The 15,339-nt window shown below is 59.4% G+C and carries 15 protein-coding genes, 1 tRNA gene and 2 pseudogenes; 12 read left to right on the top strand and 6 right to left on the bottom strand.

The window, feature by feature from the left end:
• Positions 1–495: 495 nt before the first annotated feature.
• A complete protein-coding gene (locus O7B34_RS28525) occupies positions 496–975 on the top strand; it encodes a hypothetical protein (RefSeq protein WP_337149147.1) in 480 nt (159 codons plus the stop codon).
• Positions 947–1,141 (top strand): hypothetical protein, encoded by a 195-nt coding sequence (locus O7B34_RS28520; protein ID WP_337149145.1) that lies wholly within the window; start codon positions 947–949, stop codon positions 1,139–1,141. The genes O7B34_RS28525 and O7B34_RS28520 overlap by 29 nt, the downstream gene beginning before the upstream one ends.
• Here the strand turns inward: O7B34_RS28520 and O7B34_RS28515 are convergent.
• The 4 genes from O7B34_RS28515 to O7B34_RS28500 all read right to left on the bottom strand — a co-directional run bounded on the left by O7B34_RS28515 (position 1,138) and on the right by O7B34_RS28500 (position 6,542).
• Positions 1,138–1,767, bottom strand: coding sequence for an NYN domain-containing protein (locus tag O7B34_RS28515; protein WP_337149144.1), 630 nt, complete (start codon positions 1,765–1,767; stop codon positions 1,138–1,140). The two genes, O7B34_RS28520 and O7B34_RS28515, sit on opposite strands and share 4 nt — an antisense overlap.
• 429 nt (positions 1,768–2,196) lie before the next feature.
• Positions 2,197–2,340, bottom strand: a complete 144-nt coding sequence (locus O7B34_RS28510) for a hypothetical protein (protein WP_337149143.1) — start codon at positions 2,338–2,340, stop codon at positions 2,197–2,199.
• Positions 2,341–2,845: 505 nt separating this feature from the next.
• On the bottom strand, positions 2,846–3,130 hold the full coding sequence (locus O7B34_RS28505) for a hypothetical protein (protein WP_337149142.1): 285 nt from the start codon (positions 3,128–3,130) through the stop codon (positions 2,846–2,848).
• Between the two features lie 97 nt (positions 3,131–3,227).
• Positions 3,228–6,542 (bottom strand): type ISP restriction/modification enzyme, encoded by a 3,315-nt coding sequence (locus tag O7B34_RS28500; RefSeq protein WP_337149141.1) that lies wholly within the window; start codon positions 6,540–6,542, stop codon positions 3,228–3,230.
• Between the two features lie 328 nt (positions 6,543–6,870).
• Between O7B34_RS28500 and O7B34_RS28495 the strand changes: the two are divergent.
• The 8 genes and pseudogenes from O7B34_RS28495 to O7B34_RS28465 form a co-directional block, all read left to right on the top strand.
• Positions 6,871–7,137, top strand: a pseudogene (locus O7B34_RS28495) (lipopolysaccharide biosynthesis protein); the annotation flags it as partial.
• Positions 7,137–8,417, top strand: coding sequence for a GNAT family N-acetyltransferase (locus tag O7B34_RS28490; protein WP_337149140.1), 1,281 nt, complete (start codon positions 7,137–7,139; stop codon positions 8,415–8,417). The pseudogene O7B34_RS28495 and the gene O7B34_RS28490, both read left to right, overlap by 1 nt.
• A 173-nt stretch (positions 8,418–8,590) precedes the next feature.
• Positions 8,591–8,794 (top strand): annotated as a pseudogene (locus O7B34_RS32240) (DegT/DnrJ/EryC1/StrS family aminotransferase); the annotation flags it as partial.
• The gene (locus tag O7B34_RS28485; protein ID WP_442921010.1) at positions 8,695–9,720 is read left to right on the top strand and encodes a DegT/DnrJ/EryC1/StrS family aminotransferase; all 1,026 of its coding nucleotides are present in this window, start codon (positions 8,695–8,697) and stop codon (positions 9,718–9,720) included. The pseudogene O7B34_RS32240 and the gene O7B34_RS28485, both read left to right, overlap by 100 nt.
• Positions 9,717–10,655, top strand: a complete 939-nt coding sequence (locus O7B34_RS28480) for a glycosyltransferase family 2 protein (RefSeq protein WP_337138925.1) — start codon at positions 9,717–9,719, stop codon at positions 10,653–10,655. The genes O7B34_RS28485 and O7B34_RS28480 overlap by 4 nt, the downstream gene beginning before the upstream one ends.
• Positions 10,652–11,602, top strand: a complete 951-nt coding sequence (locus tag O7B34_RS28475) for a WxcM-like domain-containing protein (RefSeq protein ID WP_027143447.1) — start codon at positions 10,652–10,654, stop codon at positions 11,600–11,602. The genes O7B34_RS28480 and O7B34_RS28475 overlap by 4 nt, the downstream gene beginning before the upstream one ends.
• Positions 11,603–11,606: 4 nt before the next feature.
• The gene (locus O7B34_RS28470; protein ID WP_198028765.1) at positions 11,607–11,975 is read left to right on the top strand and encodes a GtrA family protein; all 369 of its coding nucleotides are present in this window, start codon (positions 11,607–11,609) and stop codon (positions 11,973–11,975) included.
• Positions 11,976–12,148: 173 nt separating this feature from the next.
• Positions 12,149–12,352, top strand: a complete 204-nt coding sequence (locus O7B34_RS28465; protein ID WP_027143449.1) for a CsbD family protein — start codon at positions 12,149–12,151, stop codon at positions 12,350–12,352.
• A 575-nt stretch (positions 12,353–12,927) separates the two neighbouring features.
• On the opposite strand, the gene O7B34_RS28460 is transcribed toward O7B34_RS28465, so the two are convergent.
• A tRNA-Leu gene (locus O7B34_RS28460) sits at positions 12,928–13,012 on the bottom strand.
• A 256-nt stretch (positions 13,013–13,268) separates the two neighbouring features.
• Between O7B34_RS28460 and O7B34_RS28455 the strand changes: the two genes are divergently transcribed.
• Together O7B34_RS28455 and O7B34_RS28450 are read left to right on the top strand one after the other, a co-directional pair.
• A complete protein-coding gene (locus tag O7B34_RS28455; protein WP_135867533.1) occupies positions 13,269–13,862 on the top strand; it encodes a YqaA family protein in 594 nt (197 codons plus the stop codon).
• 83 nt (positions 13,863–13,945) lie between these two features.
• Entirely contained in the window at positions 13,946–14,464 is a 519-nt protein-coding gene (locus tag O7B34_RS28450; protein WP_027143452.1) for a disulfide bond formation protein B, read from the top strand.
• A gap of 309 nt (positions 14,465–14,773) precedes the next feature.
• On the opposite strand, the gene O7B34_RS28445 is transcribed toward O7B34_RS28450, so the two are convergent.
• Entirely contained in the window at positions 14,774–15,331 is a 558-nt protein-coding gene (locus tag O7B34_RS28445) for an HNH endonuclease (protein WP_027143453.1), read from the bottom strand.
• Positions 15,332–15,339 lie beyond the last annotated feature (8 nt).

Raw genomic sequence — 15,339 nt, 5'->3', positions numbered from 1 at the left:
AGCGGCTACGCCGCTGTTGCCGGTCTTATCGGCTGCGATAGTGGCCGCATACGGATTCGGTGCGGCCGAAGCGGAAACGCAAGTATGGGTCAACCCAAACCATAGCGAACCTCTTTCAGAGCGAGGGGCCTTGAAAAGAGGCGACAGAAGTGCGATTCTAAGGTGTGAACTCCAGTGATCGCGGGTCTTCTATCGCCCCTTGTTCGGTTGCTGGTCATTTGGGCCGCATTCCCGTTGAAGCCGGGTTTGCGGCCTTTAATTTTCCTGCCCGCTCGTACGCCAATGACCTGTTGCGTGAGGGGCAGCGCTATATTCTCGTCATCTTCGCCTCCGTGACGCGTTTCTGATGCGCGTGACACCTAATATATGCCGGTTCATCTGGATCGCGCAAGATACCCATGAATTCCACGCTTCGACGCGGTATGGTTAAGGAATCCTTTCCTTGCCCGCTTTGATACATTGTGATACCTGTCCGGCAAAGGATAGGAGGCGGCGATGGATCGCGCTTACGCTAATGCATTGAAACGCAAAGAAGAAATCGAGGCTGAGCTGGCGCGGATCGATTCATTCTTGGACCTATATAGGCACTTCGCAGGACCAGAAGGGGAACAAGTTGAACCCTTGCCGGATGGCATATCAAACGAGGAGCCGGCGCAGTCTCGCGTGACTCGTTTTCCAAAACCAAGCGAAATTGCTGATATGGCCGAACGCGTGATTCGTGGCGCGGACCATCCCTTGACGCGGGCCGACATTGTGTCCCGGCTGGAAAGCGCAGGAGTTAGTCTCAACAGCGATGACAAACCGCGATATGTAGGGACGATCCTTTGGCGGGAGAAGGCGCGTTTCACGAACATCCCCGGCCAAGGCTACGTTATGGCTGATATGGCGACACCCGAGCAACACGCAATGGATCTAATTGAACGCGGGAGCGGCAAGGAACCAGAGGATGAAAAAGAAAAGTCAGCCTTCGAGTGACGGGGCAAGCCAGATCGACAAGTTCCGCGAAGCCGCCCGTGCGCTGAAGAGTGTGGGAGACGAGGAGTATGACGACGCCGTTGCGAGGGTCGCGAAGGCCGAGAAGCTTTCGGATGAGCAGATAAAGGAATTGGTGCGGCGGAAGCGCGAAGAGGCTAAGCGCTAGGAAATTACGAAGTCGGCGTGAGCCCTTAACTCGCGGCGTGCGCCCTTATGTCCAAGGGTGCAAAGCATCACCTTGACGCCTTCGCGCCGGACGAACTTGAAGGCCGGGACAAAGTCACTGTCGCTAGTCACAACGACCACTGCTCGAACCATGTCCCGTAGCGCCAAACGCGCCATGTCTAAGCCGATTCGAATGTCCACACCCTTCTGGTTGATGTCTAGGGCAAAGTCGCCATCCACCAGGTCACGCGATTTTTTGATTAGTTGGGCCGCCTTTTGTGGCTTCAGCTTCCAGTGAAAGGGCGTCAGGCGGGTTTCGCCCATACGAAGCGCGAACCCTTCCGTAAGTTCGAGCTGGTCGTAAAGGCTTTGCGCGTGGCGCGCTCTGTCGGTCGCGGCTAACGGATGTTCCGTGCCGCTCACTGGTAACTTGACAGTTTCCAGTGAAGGCGGTGCGTCATAGTAGTAGATCCGCATAAGCTCGTAGCTGGCCAGATGCGGATTCGACCGAATTTCGTCGCATAGGGTGACGACATCTGCTGCTGTTGGGGGCGCCCCAAGCTTTTCGCTCAGCTTCCGGGTGACGAACCCGCCGTCTAGGAGAATGGCGTAGCGAGCTTGTAGCATCTATAAAACGGAACCAGCCCATCCAAGCACCGCGATCGCGGAAACTTATCGGATGGGCTGGCTCACTGTTTATCTCGTGGCCGCCGAAGCGGCTTGTATGGGGTTTAGGAGTCGGCGGTTACCAAGTCAATAACACCGATAGGCCGCTGACAAATAAATGTCCCAAAAGCGTTAATCGCTCAGCCAATCCTATAAATGGGAAGCGGTAGCGCCTTCGGAAAGGGCCTCGCGGCCTGTTTTTGGCTGTAATCGATTATAGCGCACCTCTTACCTTCAGAGGTTACCGCTACAGGGCCTGTAGCCATTCCCCTACGGCTAGGTAGCTATTCACCATTCCTTCACCATATCAGCACATGCTTATAAGCGGACATGCTCATGTAAAGCGTACATGTCAAAAGCCCCGGTGCAGACCCAAGCGCCGGGGCTTTTCTATGGCTGGCTATCGTCCGGCTCTCCGGTGATCTGGCTAATCGCCACTCCCGAAAGTTTGTGATCCGCCAGCTGTTGAATGAACCATTGGGCATGTTCGCCCCATTCGGCAGGCGAGACGTTGTTGTCGCGGACAGACTTCATGAAAGCCTCGCGTAGCGCGTCGAGATCGAAGATGGAAATGTCCCTACCTGGCATATACGGGGATATGCGGGCCGAAGCCGGGGCTGCAAGGGAGAGATTGCAAGATTAGTTAATGCCGGCCATTCCCCTACGGCTGGGGAGCGCTAGCGTGAAAGAACAGCGCCGCTCCAGCTATGGCTACGGCCACGAACAGCAGCACATAAGCGTAGGCGATCGTGGGTTCTGAAGCGCTCCGCCACGTCTTCCCGTCAAAGAGGTCGTAGCGCTCGACTAGGAAGACTGCCAAACCCGTAAGAACGATTACCGCCAAAATCAGCATGGATTCCCCGTCGCTTCCTGAAGGCACAGCCGCACCGGCAGTTTTGATTAAAGACATACCTTGTGGAAGGGCCGGTCATTCTGGTGCGGCTGGCCTGCTATAAGGTCGCCCGCAAGTTTGGGTTTGTCAACCGTATAATCGCCAAAGGAAATGGGCAGCGGGCGGCGAGGGACGCTGTCTCGCCGACTACGCCGCCTTCAGCCGCACCATTTCGGCCTCAAATTCGAACTTCAACTGCGCCGCTTCTTCCTCCGGCAGCCAAAGCGCCATCTGGGGCACGATCTTGCGATAGAGCCGGGTACTGTCCTGATCCCAAGGCAATGCGTCTGCGCTGCGTGCCTCAGCGATAAGCCTGTGCAATCGCGCACGCACTCTGTCCGCATCGCCATGATAATAAACGATCGGCGCATCTTCGTCGAACAGCTCGGATTGCTCTTCGGAACCAAAAAGGTCGAGTTGATTTCTTGCCATGTCCACGGCCGTACGAGTTCGATTCGAACTATGCCTCATCCGGTTTAGTGAAGCGACCATCCCCGACTAGCTTATCCCCGTATTCCTGACATGCGTGTCAGGGCTTTTCCACGCCGTCGGCTGCGAGCGCCGATTGGAGGTGCGCGACCTTGATCAACTCGGTATTCAGGATGCGCTCCATGAGATCGGCCTGTGCCGGTTCCAATGCGACTAGGCGGCCCAGCACGTTGAGCAGATCGATCAGATCCGACGTGTACTCGGCGAGCCAGTGATCCGGCTGGATGAAATCGAGCTGCGATGGCGGTCGCTTGTCGCCGATCTGCGGCCGGCTCCGATCACGCTTGCGGTAGCTGAACCAATGCCACACCACCTGCTTGCCCGAGACCTCGTAGTTCCACATCTCTGGGGAAACGTTGTCCACGAATCCCTTGCCTACATGAAGTCGGCGCTTGACGGGATCATATTCCATCGTGTCGGGCAGTTGCTCCGGTGCATTAGGGATCGCGCCACCGGCGGGAATCGTCGGTGCAGAGTCCTTGGCCATCTTAGGAGGCGCCTTTGCCCTGTTGGCGGTGGGGTCGGAAAAGCGCTCGCCATAAGTGTGCAGCCAGATCACCTCGCGACCGAGTGCGACGGCTTCGAAGAACATCGCCGGATCAGCAGTTAATGGTACACGCAGGCCGGGCTGCACGAGATCGGGCAGGAAGCGTTTTGTAAAAGCTGGATGAGCCATTACGGCGGCTAGATAGGCCATCACATCCTCGGCTGAGACGGGTTGGCCATAAGTATCCGCAAGCAATCCGAGTAGCTTCGTTGGAATGTTCGGCTGCTTGGCCATCCCATCTCGCCAAAGCGGACGGGCGCGACCAGCGAAAGAACCTTTGTAGTAATCGTGATCTGGCACGATACCAGAAAAGGTGAGTGCAGGGCCTGAGGACGGCGAGTGCCGTTCCAATGCAATCAGATAAATCTGTTTCGATGAATAGCAATTCCACAGCGCAGGGTTCGGTCTATTTACAAGCCGCGCGTCAGGAATAATCCATTGCCGGTCGAATGAGCGGAAGCCATAACGGGTCGGAGAGATCACAGGTTGCGGATCATTCCTGACTGCCTCCGGACGATATTCGTGTCCCACTAATCCGGCCTGCGACTTCTTGGAAACGGTCTTGTCGCCGCCAAGGTGCGGATGGAACAATTCCTCTTTCTTCGCCGCGTCCTTTTCTCCGATCAGCCTTGTCCAACGATCCAGCAGAGACTGCCGGTCCGGCGCGATAATCCATGTGCGTCCCGGCATGACACCAGAGCCGTCATACTCGAAAAACCATCTTAGCGGCGGGAATGTAGCCCAGACCCCGCTCGGGGCCGGGAAGAACGGCGCGCGCCAGTCGGATGGGCAGTCTTCCCAGTCGGCTGGATCGAGCGTCAGTTCTTCCAACGCCTTGAATTTCTCCTCCCGTCGGCCTTTCGGCAGAGCCCGAAAGCGCACCTGCGCAGGGTCTTCCTTGTTTTTGCCGAGCTTCTTGGCTGCCAGCACGATGCATACAGGCTGCTGAACGTCTTGGAAAATGCGTGTTCTAACCTCCGGCTGATGACCATCAGGTGAGCAGTCGATGACCCATATGTCAGAGCAGGTCTGCCGGAGGTCGTCGCGCATCCGTTCGAAGCCGGGACCGTTGAGAAAGCCAGCCACCGAGATGAAGCAAACGATGCCTTCTTCGTCCTTGTCGGGAAAACCGGTCGCCGCGTAGTTTCCTGTCCCGAACACTTTCCACGTCGCCCAACGCCAGAAGTAGACGTAAAGGTTCTTCAGGTGCTTAGTGTGCGCGCCTACGCCCCAGGCGCGCGGTGGCGTCCACCAATCCATTGGAGCGACCATCTTGCCGCCAGAGCCGGCCTCGATCCAGCCGCCGCGTCCCTTGGCCTTTTCCTTATAGGGTGGGTTTCCGATGACCACTGTGATCGGCTGTGTCTTCTTGATCGTGTTGGCGTCACGCCGCGATTTCGCCACCGCTCCTACCTGAGTGAATGTCTCTTCCTCGATGAAAGGATTACCCAACGTATTGGTGACGAACAGTTTGAGTTCAGGAATCGGCATTGCGATTCCTTTGGTCGTCATGAGCGCCTGAATTTCGGCTATCAGCCGCAGCTGCGCCACAGCGAACGGTCCAAACTGTAGCTCAAAGCCGATCAACCGTTGCGCTGCCGCCTCAATAGCACCGCGTACCGCGCCTTCACCCTGGTCGTTTGCCACAGTCACAGCAATGCGGCGAAGCACGCCCAGTAGAAATGTACCTGTACCGACCGCTGGGTCTGCCAGTGTCACATCGGGGGATGCGAGTCCGGCGTGGCGCTCAAACAAAGGGCCGCGCAGCGCCTCGTCCACGAGCTGTACCATCGCGCTGACCACTTCCGGCGGCGTATAGTAGGAGCCGGTCTTTTTCCGCAACGTGTTATCGTAGACCTCAAGGAAGTCCTCGTAGAAATACAACCACGCTTCCGGCTTGTCCTTGCTGATTGTGTGCCAGTTCACTTTGTCGAGCACGCGGGTCAGCGTTTGTAGCGATGTCTTCAATGCCTCCTGGTTGGCTTCGTCATCAGTCAGCAGTCCGAGCGCCGTTCCGATAAGAGAATTCGTTTTTCTCAGTTCGTGCGCCGCCTGATAGATTCCACCTGCCAATGGGATATCGAGAGCTCGCGCCACTAAAAGCCCGAACGTCACCGCCTGTGCATAGCCGTCAGCGAATTGGGCGTCATCCGCTTCAGGGAAAAGCAGTTTGCGCCAGTCTTTGGCCAACGCCGTCAGGCCTGCACTTTCCAAAGCCAGTTGTTCGGTGACCTCATCGCGCAAAAGCCGACAAAGCCGCGCGCTAACTTCCGCTAACCGCCTGGCGTTTGGAGGCGAGATCGGCGCCCAAGTCAGAAAGTTATTGATCAGCGGAAGAAGACTGCCCGGCGCAACCAGCTTAGCCCCTGAAGAGACGACATCCCCCTCCAGCGAGACAACTTTGCCCTGCAGCACTCCATCTTGCCAAAGGCTGAACGCATTCCCGTCGGTGTAAAGCAGGTTTGGCAGCGACTTCAGCTTGTTCCACTGGTCTTTATCGTGAGTGTCACTGAAATGGCGCGGGTCCGCACCCTTTCCAGGTTGCTTGACCTCGATGAAGCCGACGAGGGCATTGTTGACAGTGACGGCGAAATCCGGGCGCGTCTTGATGTCTGCAAGGCTTGTCTCGCCCACCAAATGAACTGATCCGGCGGCATGACCAGCGATTGCAGCAAGCTCACGGACCAGCGTTTCGAGCGGTCCACGCAATTGATCTTCCGGCGCACCACCAATCGCGGGGTTTGTCAGCTTCGGCTTCAGCGATGCGCCATATACGGATATGGCATCGGCGAAAGTCTTTTCCGTCATTTCTCCCCCGGCCGCGCAAGAGCTTGAATAGTTTTGTTCCGCTTCAAGCGCGAATCAAAACATAGCTGGGAAGTCTGCCCATGCCAGCAGATTATTCACTGGTCGCGCACCGGCGGCTCTGCCGACCTCTGCTACGGCGCACCCCACCCCCCACCCACGCTTTCTTAAGGTGTCTTCGCTACACCAAAGCCTGAAAAGAGGCGGAAAACGGAGAGAAATCGGGGTGCGCTTTTCCGCGGCCACGACTGCCGGGCGGTTCTTGCCGCAGCGTTTGGCGCTGGGGCCGCTGCTCGACCGCATCGACGCCGTGCTGTTCGTCGCCGACGAGCGCGTCGTGGCTCGCGCCGCCGTCGGTCCTTGCGAAAGCCTGCTCACCATGGGCGGCAACCAGAATGTCCGCGCAGCCGTCCATGCCGTGACACTGGCCTTCAACATCGGGCTCATCGTGGTGCTGATCCCGTTTTTCGGCCCGTGGGGCGCGGCCGTGGCCACCGCATTCGCCATGATCTTCGAGGCCGGCGCGCTGTCCTTCACGGTCCGGCGCAAGCTCGGCATCGTCATGGCGAGCTTCGTGCCAGCCAAAGGAGCCGCCTGATGGCCGCCATCCCCTTGCTCGAGGAAACCAGCGGCGGTTCCGCCGGCGCCATGGTGTCCGGCCTTGCCGGGCTGGCGCGCGACGCCGACCCGGCCCATATCGAGATCCTCGCCAACAACCGGCCCGAGCGCAAACTCGCCATCTACCCGGCATCGGCTGGCTTCGACCTGGTCGAGGAACTCGATTATCTCTGCGCCCGCACGATCGAGCCGAACGTCTTCTTCAACCCACGCTTTCTGGCGCCGGCCATGCCCCGGCTGGAAGACCGCGAGGTGCGCCTTGCAGTGATCCGCGACGGTGATGAATACCGCAACCGGCTGCGCCTGCTGGTGCCGATCTCGGTGGAACGGCCGGTGGTACCGCTGGGCGTGCCGGTCATGCGCACATGGTCGAGCCCGTTCGGCCCGCTCGGCACGCCATTGATCGACCGCGACGATCCGGTCGGCGTGGTCGAGGATTTCTTCTCGATGCTGTCGCGCCCGCATTTGAAGTTGCCGAAAGTCCTGGTCCTGCCCGACATCAGGCTGGACGGTCCGGTGGCGAGCCTGATCGGCACCGTGGCCGAGACGCGCAGCCTGATGCTGGTCACCACGGGCCAGACCTCGCGCCCGGTGCTGGAGAGCGAACTCGACGGCGACGACTATCTGAAGGCTTCGCTGCGCGCGCACCATTATCGCGAGTTCCGCCGCCTGAAGCGGCGCCTGGGCGATCTCGGCAAGCTCGAACATGTCGTGGCACGCGGCCCCGACGAAATCCGCCACGCCATCGAGCACTTCCTGACGCTGGAAGCGTCCGGCTGGAAAGGCCGCGAGCGCACCGCCATGGCGATCGACCGCTTCCGCGCCGCCTTCGCCCGCGAGGCGGTGCACCGGCTGGCCGAACAGGACATGTGCCGCATCCATTCGCTGACGCTCGACGGCCGCACCATCGCTTGCCTGATCGTCTTCGTCGAAGCTGGCGTCGCCTACACCTGGAAGACAGCCTATGACGAGACGCTGGCCGTCTATTCGCCCGGCACGCTGCTGATGATCGAGGTCACCAGGCAGCATCTCGAAGACCCCAACATCATGATGACCGATTCCTGCACCGTGCCCGATCACCCGGTGATGAGCCGGCTGTGGAGCGAGCGCAAGCCGGTCGGCACGCTGGTGATCGGGTTGACTCGCGACGCCGACCGCCTCGCCCGCCAGGCCGCCTCCCAGTTGCACCTCTACCGCGAGACCCGCAACATGGCGCGACTGCTGCGCAACCGGATGAAGAGTTTGCTGAAAAGGCGGTAAGGGGTCCGTCGAGACGAGCCTGGTAGCGGTCAATCAACCTGTCGCGCAGCCGGCGTATCGCGTTCTGCAATGGAGGTCGCGGTGTGTTGACAACAGCATTAATTCAGCTTGCCAAGAGTTGTGTCCAGCGACCACTCTCGAAGTGAAAAACAGATTCAGCCATTGAGTCGCCGATGACGAAACAAGATTCCGTCCCGATGAACGACCTCAAGCGACTGTATCAACGATACCAGGTCGAAATCGAACGTGAAGTAACAAGCACACTGCGCTCCGGATGGTGGCTCAATGGCGCGATGGGCAAGAAATTCGCCGCCAACTTTGCAGGCTTCATCGGCGTCTCGGATTGCGTTCTTGTGGCCAACGGAACGGACGCTCTCGAACTGGCCTGGCCGCGGTTGTCGCACGCAATGGCGCTCGGGGACGCGAAGTCATCATGGCTGCCAATGCCGGCGGCTACGCAAGTTGCGCCTGCTGGCACAACGACCTTGTCCCCCACTATGTCGACGTCGAGGCAGCCAGCCAGTTGATCAGCGTTTCATCGGTGCTGGCCGCGGCCGGCATCGATACCGCTGCCATCGTCGTCACGCATCTTTATGGCGGCGTCGTCGATGTCGGCGCCATCAAAAGCGCGCTTGCCGAGACCGGGCTCTCACATATTCCAATCGTGGAGGATTGTGCGCAGGCACATGGCGCACGTATCGGCGGGCGCGTGGCGGGTTCGCTCGCGGACGTGTCGACTTTCAGCTTCTACCCAACCAAGAATCTTGGCGCGGCGGGTGACGGAGGCGCCATTCTGACGTCGGACCCGGCGATCGCCGAACATGTGCGGCGGCTGCAGCAATATGGCTGGATTTCAAAATACCATGTCGGCGTACCGTATGGCCGGAATTCCCGCATGGATGAGGTCCAGGCGGCCATTCTTGATGTCCTTCTGCGCGATCTGGCCGATAGAAACGAACAGCGCCGTGCTATTCTGGGCCGCTACAAGTCGGCCGCCGGGCAGCGGCTGCAGTTCGTGGAAGGCGGTGACGGCGCGGTCGCGCACCTTGCCGTCGCCCTGTGCGACGAGCGCGATGCATTCAGGATTTTCATGAAGGAGCGTGGCGTCGACACCGAGATCCACTACCCCGTCCTTGACTGCGATCAGGTCGGCTGGGCAGGACTGCCGATGAAAGGAAACGAAAATCTGGTGGTCTCACGGGCCAGCGTCAACCGTCTCTGCACCGTGCCATGCTATCCCGACATGACGAATGACGAGGTCGGCCAGGTCTGTCTGGCGCTCGCCCAATGGGAGGCAATGTGACGACACGCTCGATCGTTTTTCCGATCTACCGCAATCAGGCGAATATCCCCTCCCTGATGCAGGCGGTCGCCAATTTTCATGCCAGATATGAGGGCGATATCGAATTCGTCTTCGTCATCGATGGGTCGCCGGATGAATCGGGGCCCCTGCTTCTCAATGCGCTGAAAACCTCCGGCTTCGACTACAAGATCATCTTTCACAGTCGGAATTTCGGCTCTTTCACCGCCATTCGAACCGGTCTCGAGCATGCTTCTGGCGATCATGTCGCCGCCATGGCCGCCGACCTCCAGGAGCCGCCGGAACTGATCGTGGAGTTCTTCTCGATCCTGGATAAGGATGGCGCCGACGTCGTATTTGGACGCCGGACCGGCCGCAATGATCCGCCGATCACACGGTTTTTGTCGAAAGCTTTCTGGGCGGCCTACCGCAAGCTCGTCCTGCCCAGCATGCCAAGCGGCGGGGTCGATATTTTTGCCTGCAACCGCCAGGTGCTGGAAGCGATCCTGTCCATCGAGGAGCCCAACTCCTCGCTTGTCGTGCAATTGTTCTGGGTTGGCTTCAGGCGGGAATTCGTGCCCTATCGCCGCCGCGAACGAGAGCACGGAACGAGTGCCTGGAGCATGGCCCGTCGCTTCAGATACATGATGGACAGTATCTTTTCGTTCTCCGACTTCCCGATAATTCTGACCCTTTGGGTGGGCTTTGCGGGCTGCCTGCTCAGCCTGCTCTTTGCCGCCGTTACCGTCGCGGCGCGGTTGCTCGGCAACATTGACGCGGCCGGGTACACAACGCTGGTGCTGCTGATCGTGGGCTTCGGATCGGCCAGTCTGATGGTCCAGGGCATTCTGGGCTGCTATCTCTGGCGGGCGGTTGAAAACACCAAGTCACGGCCCCTCCGGGTGATCAGCCGCGTCGTCGAGGGGACATCGAAATGACCGACAAGGCATTTTTTGTTCATGAGCAGGGCATCTGCGAAAGTCCGCATATCGGCCAGGGAACACGCATCTGGGCGTTTGCCCACGTTCTGCCGGGCGCCGTTATCGGTGCGGGCTGCAACATTTGTGATCATGTTTTCATCGAGAACGACGTGGTGATCGGTGATGACGTGACCATAAAAAGTGGCGTTCAATTGTGGGACGGCCTCCGCCTTGGGAACCGCGTGTTCGTTGGTCCAAACGCGACATTCACCAACGATCGTTTCCCGCGCTCGAAAGAGTATCCCGAGGCATTTCTTCTGACGACGGTGGAGGACGGCGCATCGATAGGCGCCAATGCGACCATCCTGCCAGGCATAGTCATCGGACGTCAGGCGATGATCGGCGCCGGCGCGGTGGTGACCAAAAACGTCCCCCCCAATGCCGTGGTGGTCGGAAATCCAGCCATCATCATCGGCTACCAGACCGGTCCGCAAATCCAGCCGACAGTGACCCAGACATTCCCCGATACGCCCGGCGAAAGAATGCCGCTTGGCATCGGCGGCGGCGAACTTTGGCGGCTGCCGCATTTTGGCGACCTGCGCGGCGAGATCGCACCGCTGGAGTTCGGTTCGAACCTACCCTTCAAACCGGCACGCTCCTTTCTGGTCTACGGCGTGCCTTCCGATAAGGTCAGAGGCGAGCACGCGCATCGCGAATGCCACCAATTCCTTATCGCCGCCCACGGCCGGCTTTCGGTTGTCCTCGACAACGGCCATGACAGAAAAGAGGTTTCGCTGGCCGAACCGTCGATCGGGCTCTACATGCCGCCAGGCATCTGGGGAATCCAGTACAAATTCCAGCCAGACACGGTCCTGCTGGTCATGGCTTCGCATCACTATGACGCCAGTGACTACATCAGGGATTATGCGGATTTCCTCAGCGTAGTCAGGCAGGACGGCCGCTGACCGAATGCGCGCAGACGCTGTCCGCTTCCTCGTCGCCGGTGGTCTCAACACAGCTTTGACCAGCCTCATCTATTTTGCCGGCCTCGTTGTCCTGCCTTCAGGTCTTTCCTATGCCATTGCCTGGCTGGCCGGTTTGTTGTTCGTCATGATGTTCTATCCCGAGCGTGTCTTTCCCGGAGGACGCACCGGTTTTGCCGATCGACTGGCGATGGGGGGCTCGATCATTGTCGTCTTCCTGATCGGATTGGCGAGTCTTCACTTTCTGCGAAGTATCCTGCAGAAGACCGCGGTCGCGTTCTTCCTGACCCTTGCCGTCACGACGATCCTCAACTTCCTGATTTCCCGATGGATACTTCGCCGACCATGCAGATAGGCAAACGCGCGACCAAGCCGGCGATCATCGCTGCCCACCTCCCGAAACGCTCAATGCGACACCCGTATGTGAATATAGGCTAGCTATTCCGGAACATTTTAGCAGAGCTGGATGTTGGATGTCATGACGGGGCGTGCTCGCCCTGCTTTCGACAGACCATCGAGGAGAGAACCATGGATTGGAACCGCATCGAAGGAAACTGGAAGCAATTCAAGGGCAAGGTGAAGGAACAGTGGGGCGACCTCACCGACGACGATCTCGACCAGATCGCCGGGAGGCGCGACCAGCTGGAGGGCAAGATTCAGGAACGCTACGGCATCGCGAAGGATCGCGTTCGCCAGGAGGTCGACGACTGGTATCGCCGCCAAAGCTGGTAGTTCGTTCAAACGTCCATTTTTTTGAGAGGGCGCCGGCATGGGCCGGCGTCCTTTCTGCGTCCTGGGCAGATGGCTGCGGTGTCCTCAGCTTGGTCTTGCGGATCGAGAACTGGCTAACGCTGGCAAACTCCGGCCACACGGGCGCCTTCCGCTTTGAAAGCCTTCCGCGCGCAACCTCCGGTGAATGCTTCCTGAACTTCAAACGGCGTGTTGGTCGCGATGATCAAAACAAACGGCCATGGTCCGACCAGTTGCGAATTTGACAACCGCCTCCACCAGGGCGTCATCGCTGCATGGCCGGTCCGGCGCCAGGCGTCGAACCTCCGCGATCACTTCCCGTGTGGAGATTGTCGCAAATGCCTCCCACCCCGATAGCGTCATGGAAACAAGCTCTTCGCTTGTCAGGCGGGGTAATATCCGATGCCGCGTCATGTTCACCGCGCTTCCTCCCAACGATGAACGTCAAAGATAGAGCCTAGCGCGAAGCCCCGAGGTCAGCGAGCTAAAATGTGGTCTGACCAAAATGGCTCACGCCCACGGTCTTGGGATTGGATTTGGACATCAAAGCGATCAAATGGTGCCCCTAGCCGGGATCGAACCAGCACTCCTTGCGGAACTCGATTTTGAGTCGAGCGCGTCTACCAATTCCGCCATAGGGGCTCAGGCCGGGCGGCCTGGATGGGCGCGGACTATACGGTCGGAGGCCCGTTCGTCAACTGGCCAATTTTCGGTATCGCACTGGATGCGACCAATCTTCGCCTTTCGATTTCGTGGCGGTGCTGCCATTGTGCAGCGCGGAAAATCTTTCTAGACAGGCGGCGAGACATGCTGCGGCGCGCTTTGCGTCCTTGCTTTCATCCATGCCCTTGTCCCAGGGCGGCCGTGCGGTTTTGGGTCACTTGCGCTAGGAGAGCCGATGCTTCGCGGACTGTACGACTGGACCCTGTCGCTGGCGGCCCGCAAATCGGCCGAATGGTGGCTGGCCTTCATCGCTTTCGTCGAAAGCTCGGTGTTCCTGGTGCCGGCCGACGTGCTCTATCTGCCGATGGCATTGTCGCGGCCGGATCGCGCCTATCGCTATGCCTTCATCGCCACCGTCGCCTCGGTGCTGGGCGGCATTGCCGGCTGGTTCATCGGCCACTACGCCTATGACGCGGTGGCGCGGCCCATCCTCGAATTCTATGGCAAGTATGACGAATTCGAGCAGTTGCGCTCCTCGGCGGGCGTAAGCATCGAATTCATCGCCCTGATGCTGGTCACCTCGGGTGCCGCGCATCTGCCGCCCATCAAGGTGGTGACGATCCTGTCCGGCGCCCTCGGCGTCAATCTGGCGCTGTTCATCGTGCTGGCCATCATCGCGCGCGGCGGCCGCTTCCTGCTCCTGGCATGGCTTTTGCGCCGCTATGGCGAGCCAATCCGCGAATTCATCGAAAAACGCCTGGGCCTGATCGCCGGCGCCGCCGCGGTTGCCCTGATTTTGCTCTATATCCTGATCAAATACGCTCTCTGACGCTTGTCGCTCAAACCGCGCAACGGTTTCGAGAGCGAGGCAAGCAGATCTGGCGGACGGCGAACACGATGGACGAGAGACCGATGACAGCGACCATGAATGCCGATACCGGACGCCAGCGGACACGAGCTGCCTTGTTTCTCGCGGTCGCGATGGCCGCGACCGTTGGTTCGGCGCTCGGTTTCCAGCACATCGGCGGCTACATACCCTGCCATCTCTGTCTGGAACAGCGCACCCCATATTACATCGGCGTGCCTTTGATGGTGCTGGCGGTGATCGCATCGATGCTGCGCGCACCGGCATGGCTGACGCGCGGCCTGCTGGCGATCGGCGGCCTCTTGATGCTCTACGGCCTCTATCTCGGCGTCTATCACTCCGGTGTCGAATGGGGCTGGTGGCAGGGCCCCGCCGATTGCACGGCGGGCGCCGGCCCGGTCGACACCGGCGGCAAAGGCGTGCTCGACGCGCTCGACAAATTCGTGCCGCCCTCCTGCGATAAGGCCGCCTTGCGCATTCTCGGCCTGTCCCTGGCCGGCTGGAATGCCATCGCCAGCCTGATCCTCGCCGCCGTCGCCTTCCGCGGCGCTCTGTCTCGTGACTGACACAACAGCGCCGTCGCGAGATCATTCAAGAATTCGGCAGATTGAGTGACCCATTGTGGTCGGAGAAGTGGGATTTATGCGCCGGTCTGCTTGTGGGCGAGCAGCATCGTTATCCGGCCGACCGCTCAGGATTGAACGTCCATGACACGATGCGGCGCTCGGTCGATATGCCTTCGCACTACCGGAATTTAGCGCACGAGGGAGCACCGATGGCGACGATGCGTGAAATCCTTTGCAGGTTTCTGCCCCGTTGCCGCTCAGGCCCAAAAAACACTTCAGGCGGCCAGCCTGCCGAATTCTCGAACGGACTCAAGGCTCCAGTTCGACATCCCAGTAGAGATAATCCATCCAGCTTTCATGCAGATGGTTGGGCGGGAAGAGGCGGCCGTTATTGTGCAGATCGTGCACCGTTGGCTGATACGGCTTCTGCAGCGGCCACATCTTTGCCTGCGACGGCATCATCCCGCCCTTCCTCAAATTGCAGGGCGAACAGGCGGCGACGACGTTCTCCCATGTCGTGGCACCGCCGCGATGGCGAGGGATGACATGGTCGAAGGTCAGGTCGTCGGGCGTGCTGCAATACTGGCACTGGAAACGATCGCGCAAGAAGACGTTGAAGCGGGTGAAGGCCGGATGCCTGGACGGCTTCACATAGGCCTTCAGGCTGACCACGCTCGGCAACTTCATCGAGAAGGTCGGCGAGGATACCGCATGCTCGTATTCGGCGACGATGTTCACCCGGTCGAGGAACACCGCCTTGATGGCATCCTGCCAGGACCAGAGCGACAAGGGGTAATAGCTGAGCGGACGGTAATCCGCATTCAGCACCAGCGCTGGAAGCCCATCCGGAGATACGGCAACCGTCACCTTGTTGA

It is taken from the genome of Mesorhizobium sp. Cs1299R1N3 (assembly GCF_037179625.1).
Classification (GTDB): domain Bacteria; phylum Pseudomonadota; class Alphaproteobacteria; order Rhizobiales; family Rhizobiaceae; genus Mesorhizobium; species Mesorhizobium salmacidum.
This window is presented reverse-complemented; position numbering and strand designations above follow the sequence as displayed.

What these genes read in the sequence shown, in the direction of transcription:
- O7B34_RS28525 (WP_337149147.1), top strand. Translation starts at nt 496, where the DNA reads ATGGATCGCGCTTACGCTAATGCATTGAAACGCAAAGAAGAAATCGAG.
- O7B34_RS28520 (WP_337149145.1), top strand. Translation starts at nt 947, where the DNA reads ATGAAAAAGAAAAGTCAGCCTTCGAGTGACGGGGCAAGCCAGATCGAC.
- O7B34_RS28515 (WP_337149144.1), bottom strand. Translation starts at nt 1,767, where the DNA reads ATGCTACAAGCTCGCTACGCCATTCTCCTAGACGGCGGGTTCGTCACC.
- O7B34_RS28510 (WP_337149143.1), bottom strand. Translation starts at nt 2,340, where the DNA reads ATGAAGTCTGTCCGCGACAACAACGTCTCGCCTGCCGAATGGGGCGAA.
- O7B34_RS28505 (WP_337149142.1), bottom strand. Translation starts at nt 3,130, where the DNA reads ATGGCAAGAAATCAACTCGACCTTTTTGGTTCCGAAGAGCAATCCGAG.
- O7B34_RS28500 (WP_337149141.1), bottom strand. Translation starts at nt 6,542, where the DNA reads ATGACGGAAAAGACTTTCGCCGATGCCATATCCGTATATGGCGCATCG.
- O7B34_RS28490 (WP_337149140.1), top strand. Translation starts at nt 7,137, where the DNA reads ATGGCCGCCATCCCCTTGCTCGAGGAAACCAGCGGCGGTTCCGCCGGC.
- O7B34_RS28475 (WP_027143447.1), top strand. Translation starts at nt 10,652, where the DNA reads ATGACCGACAAGGCATTTTTTGTTCATGAGCAGGGCATCTGCGAAAGT.
- O7B34_RS28470 (WP_198028765.1), top strand. Translation starts at nt 11,607, where the DNA reads ATGCGCGCAGACGCTGTCCGCTTCCTCGTCGCCGGTGGTCTCAACACA.
- O7B34_RS28465 (WP_027143449.1), top strand. Translation starts at nt 12,149, where the DNA reads ATGGATTGGAACCGCATCGAAGGAAACTGGAAGCAATTCAAGGGCAAG.
- O7B34_RS28455 (WP_135867533.1), top strand. Translation starts at nt 13,269, where the DNA reads ATGCTTCGCGGACTGTACGACTGGACCCTGTCGCTGGCGGCCCGCAAA.
- O7B34_RS28450 (WP_027143452.1), top strand. Translation starts at nt 13,946, where the DNA reads ATGACAGCGACCATGAATGCCGATACCGGACGCCAGCGGACACGAGCT.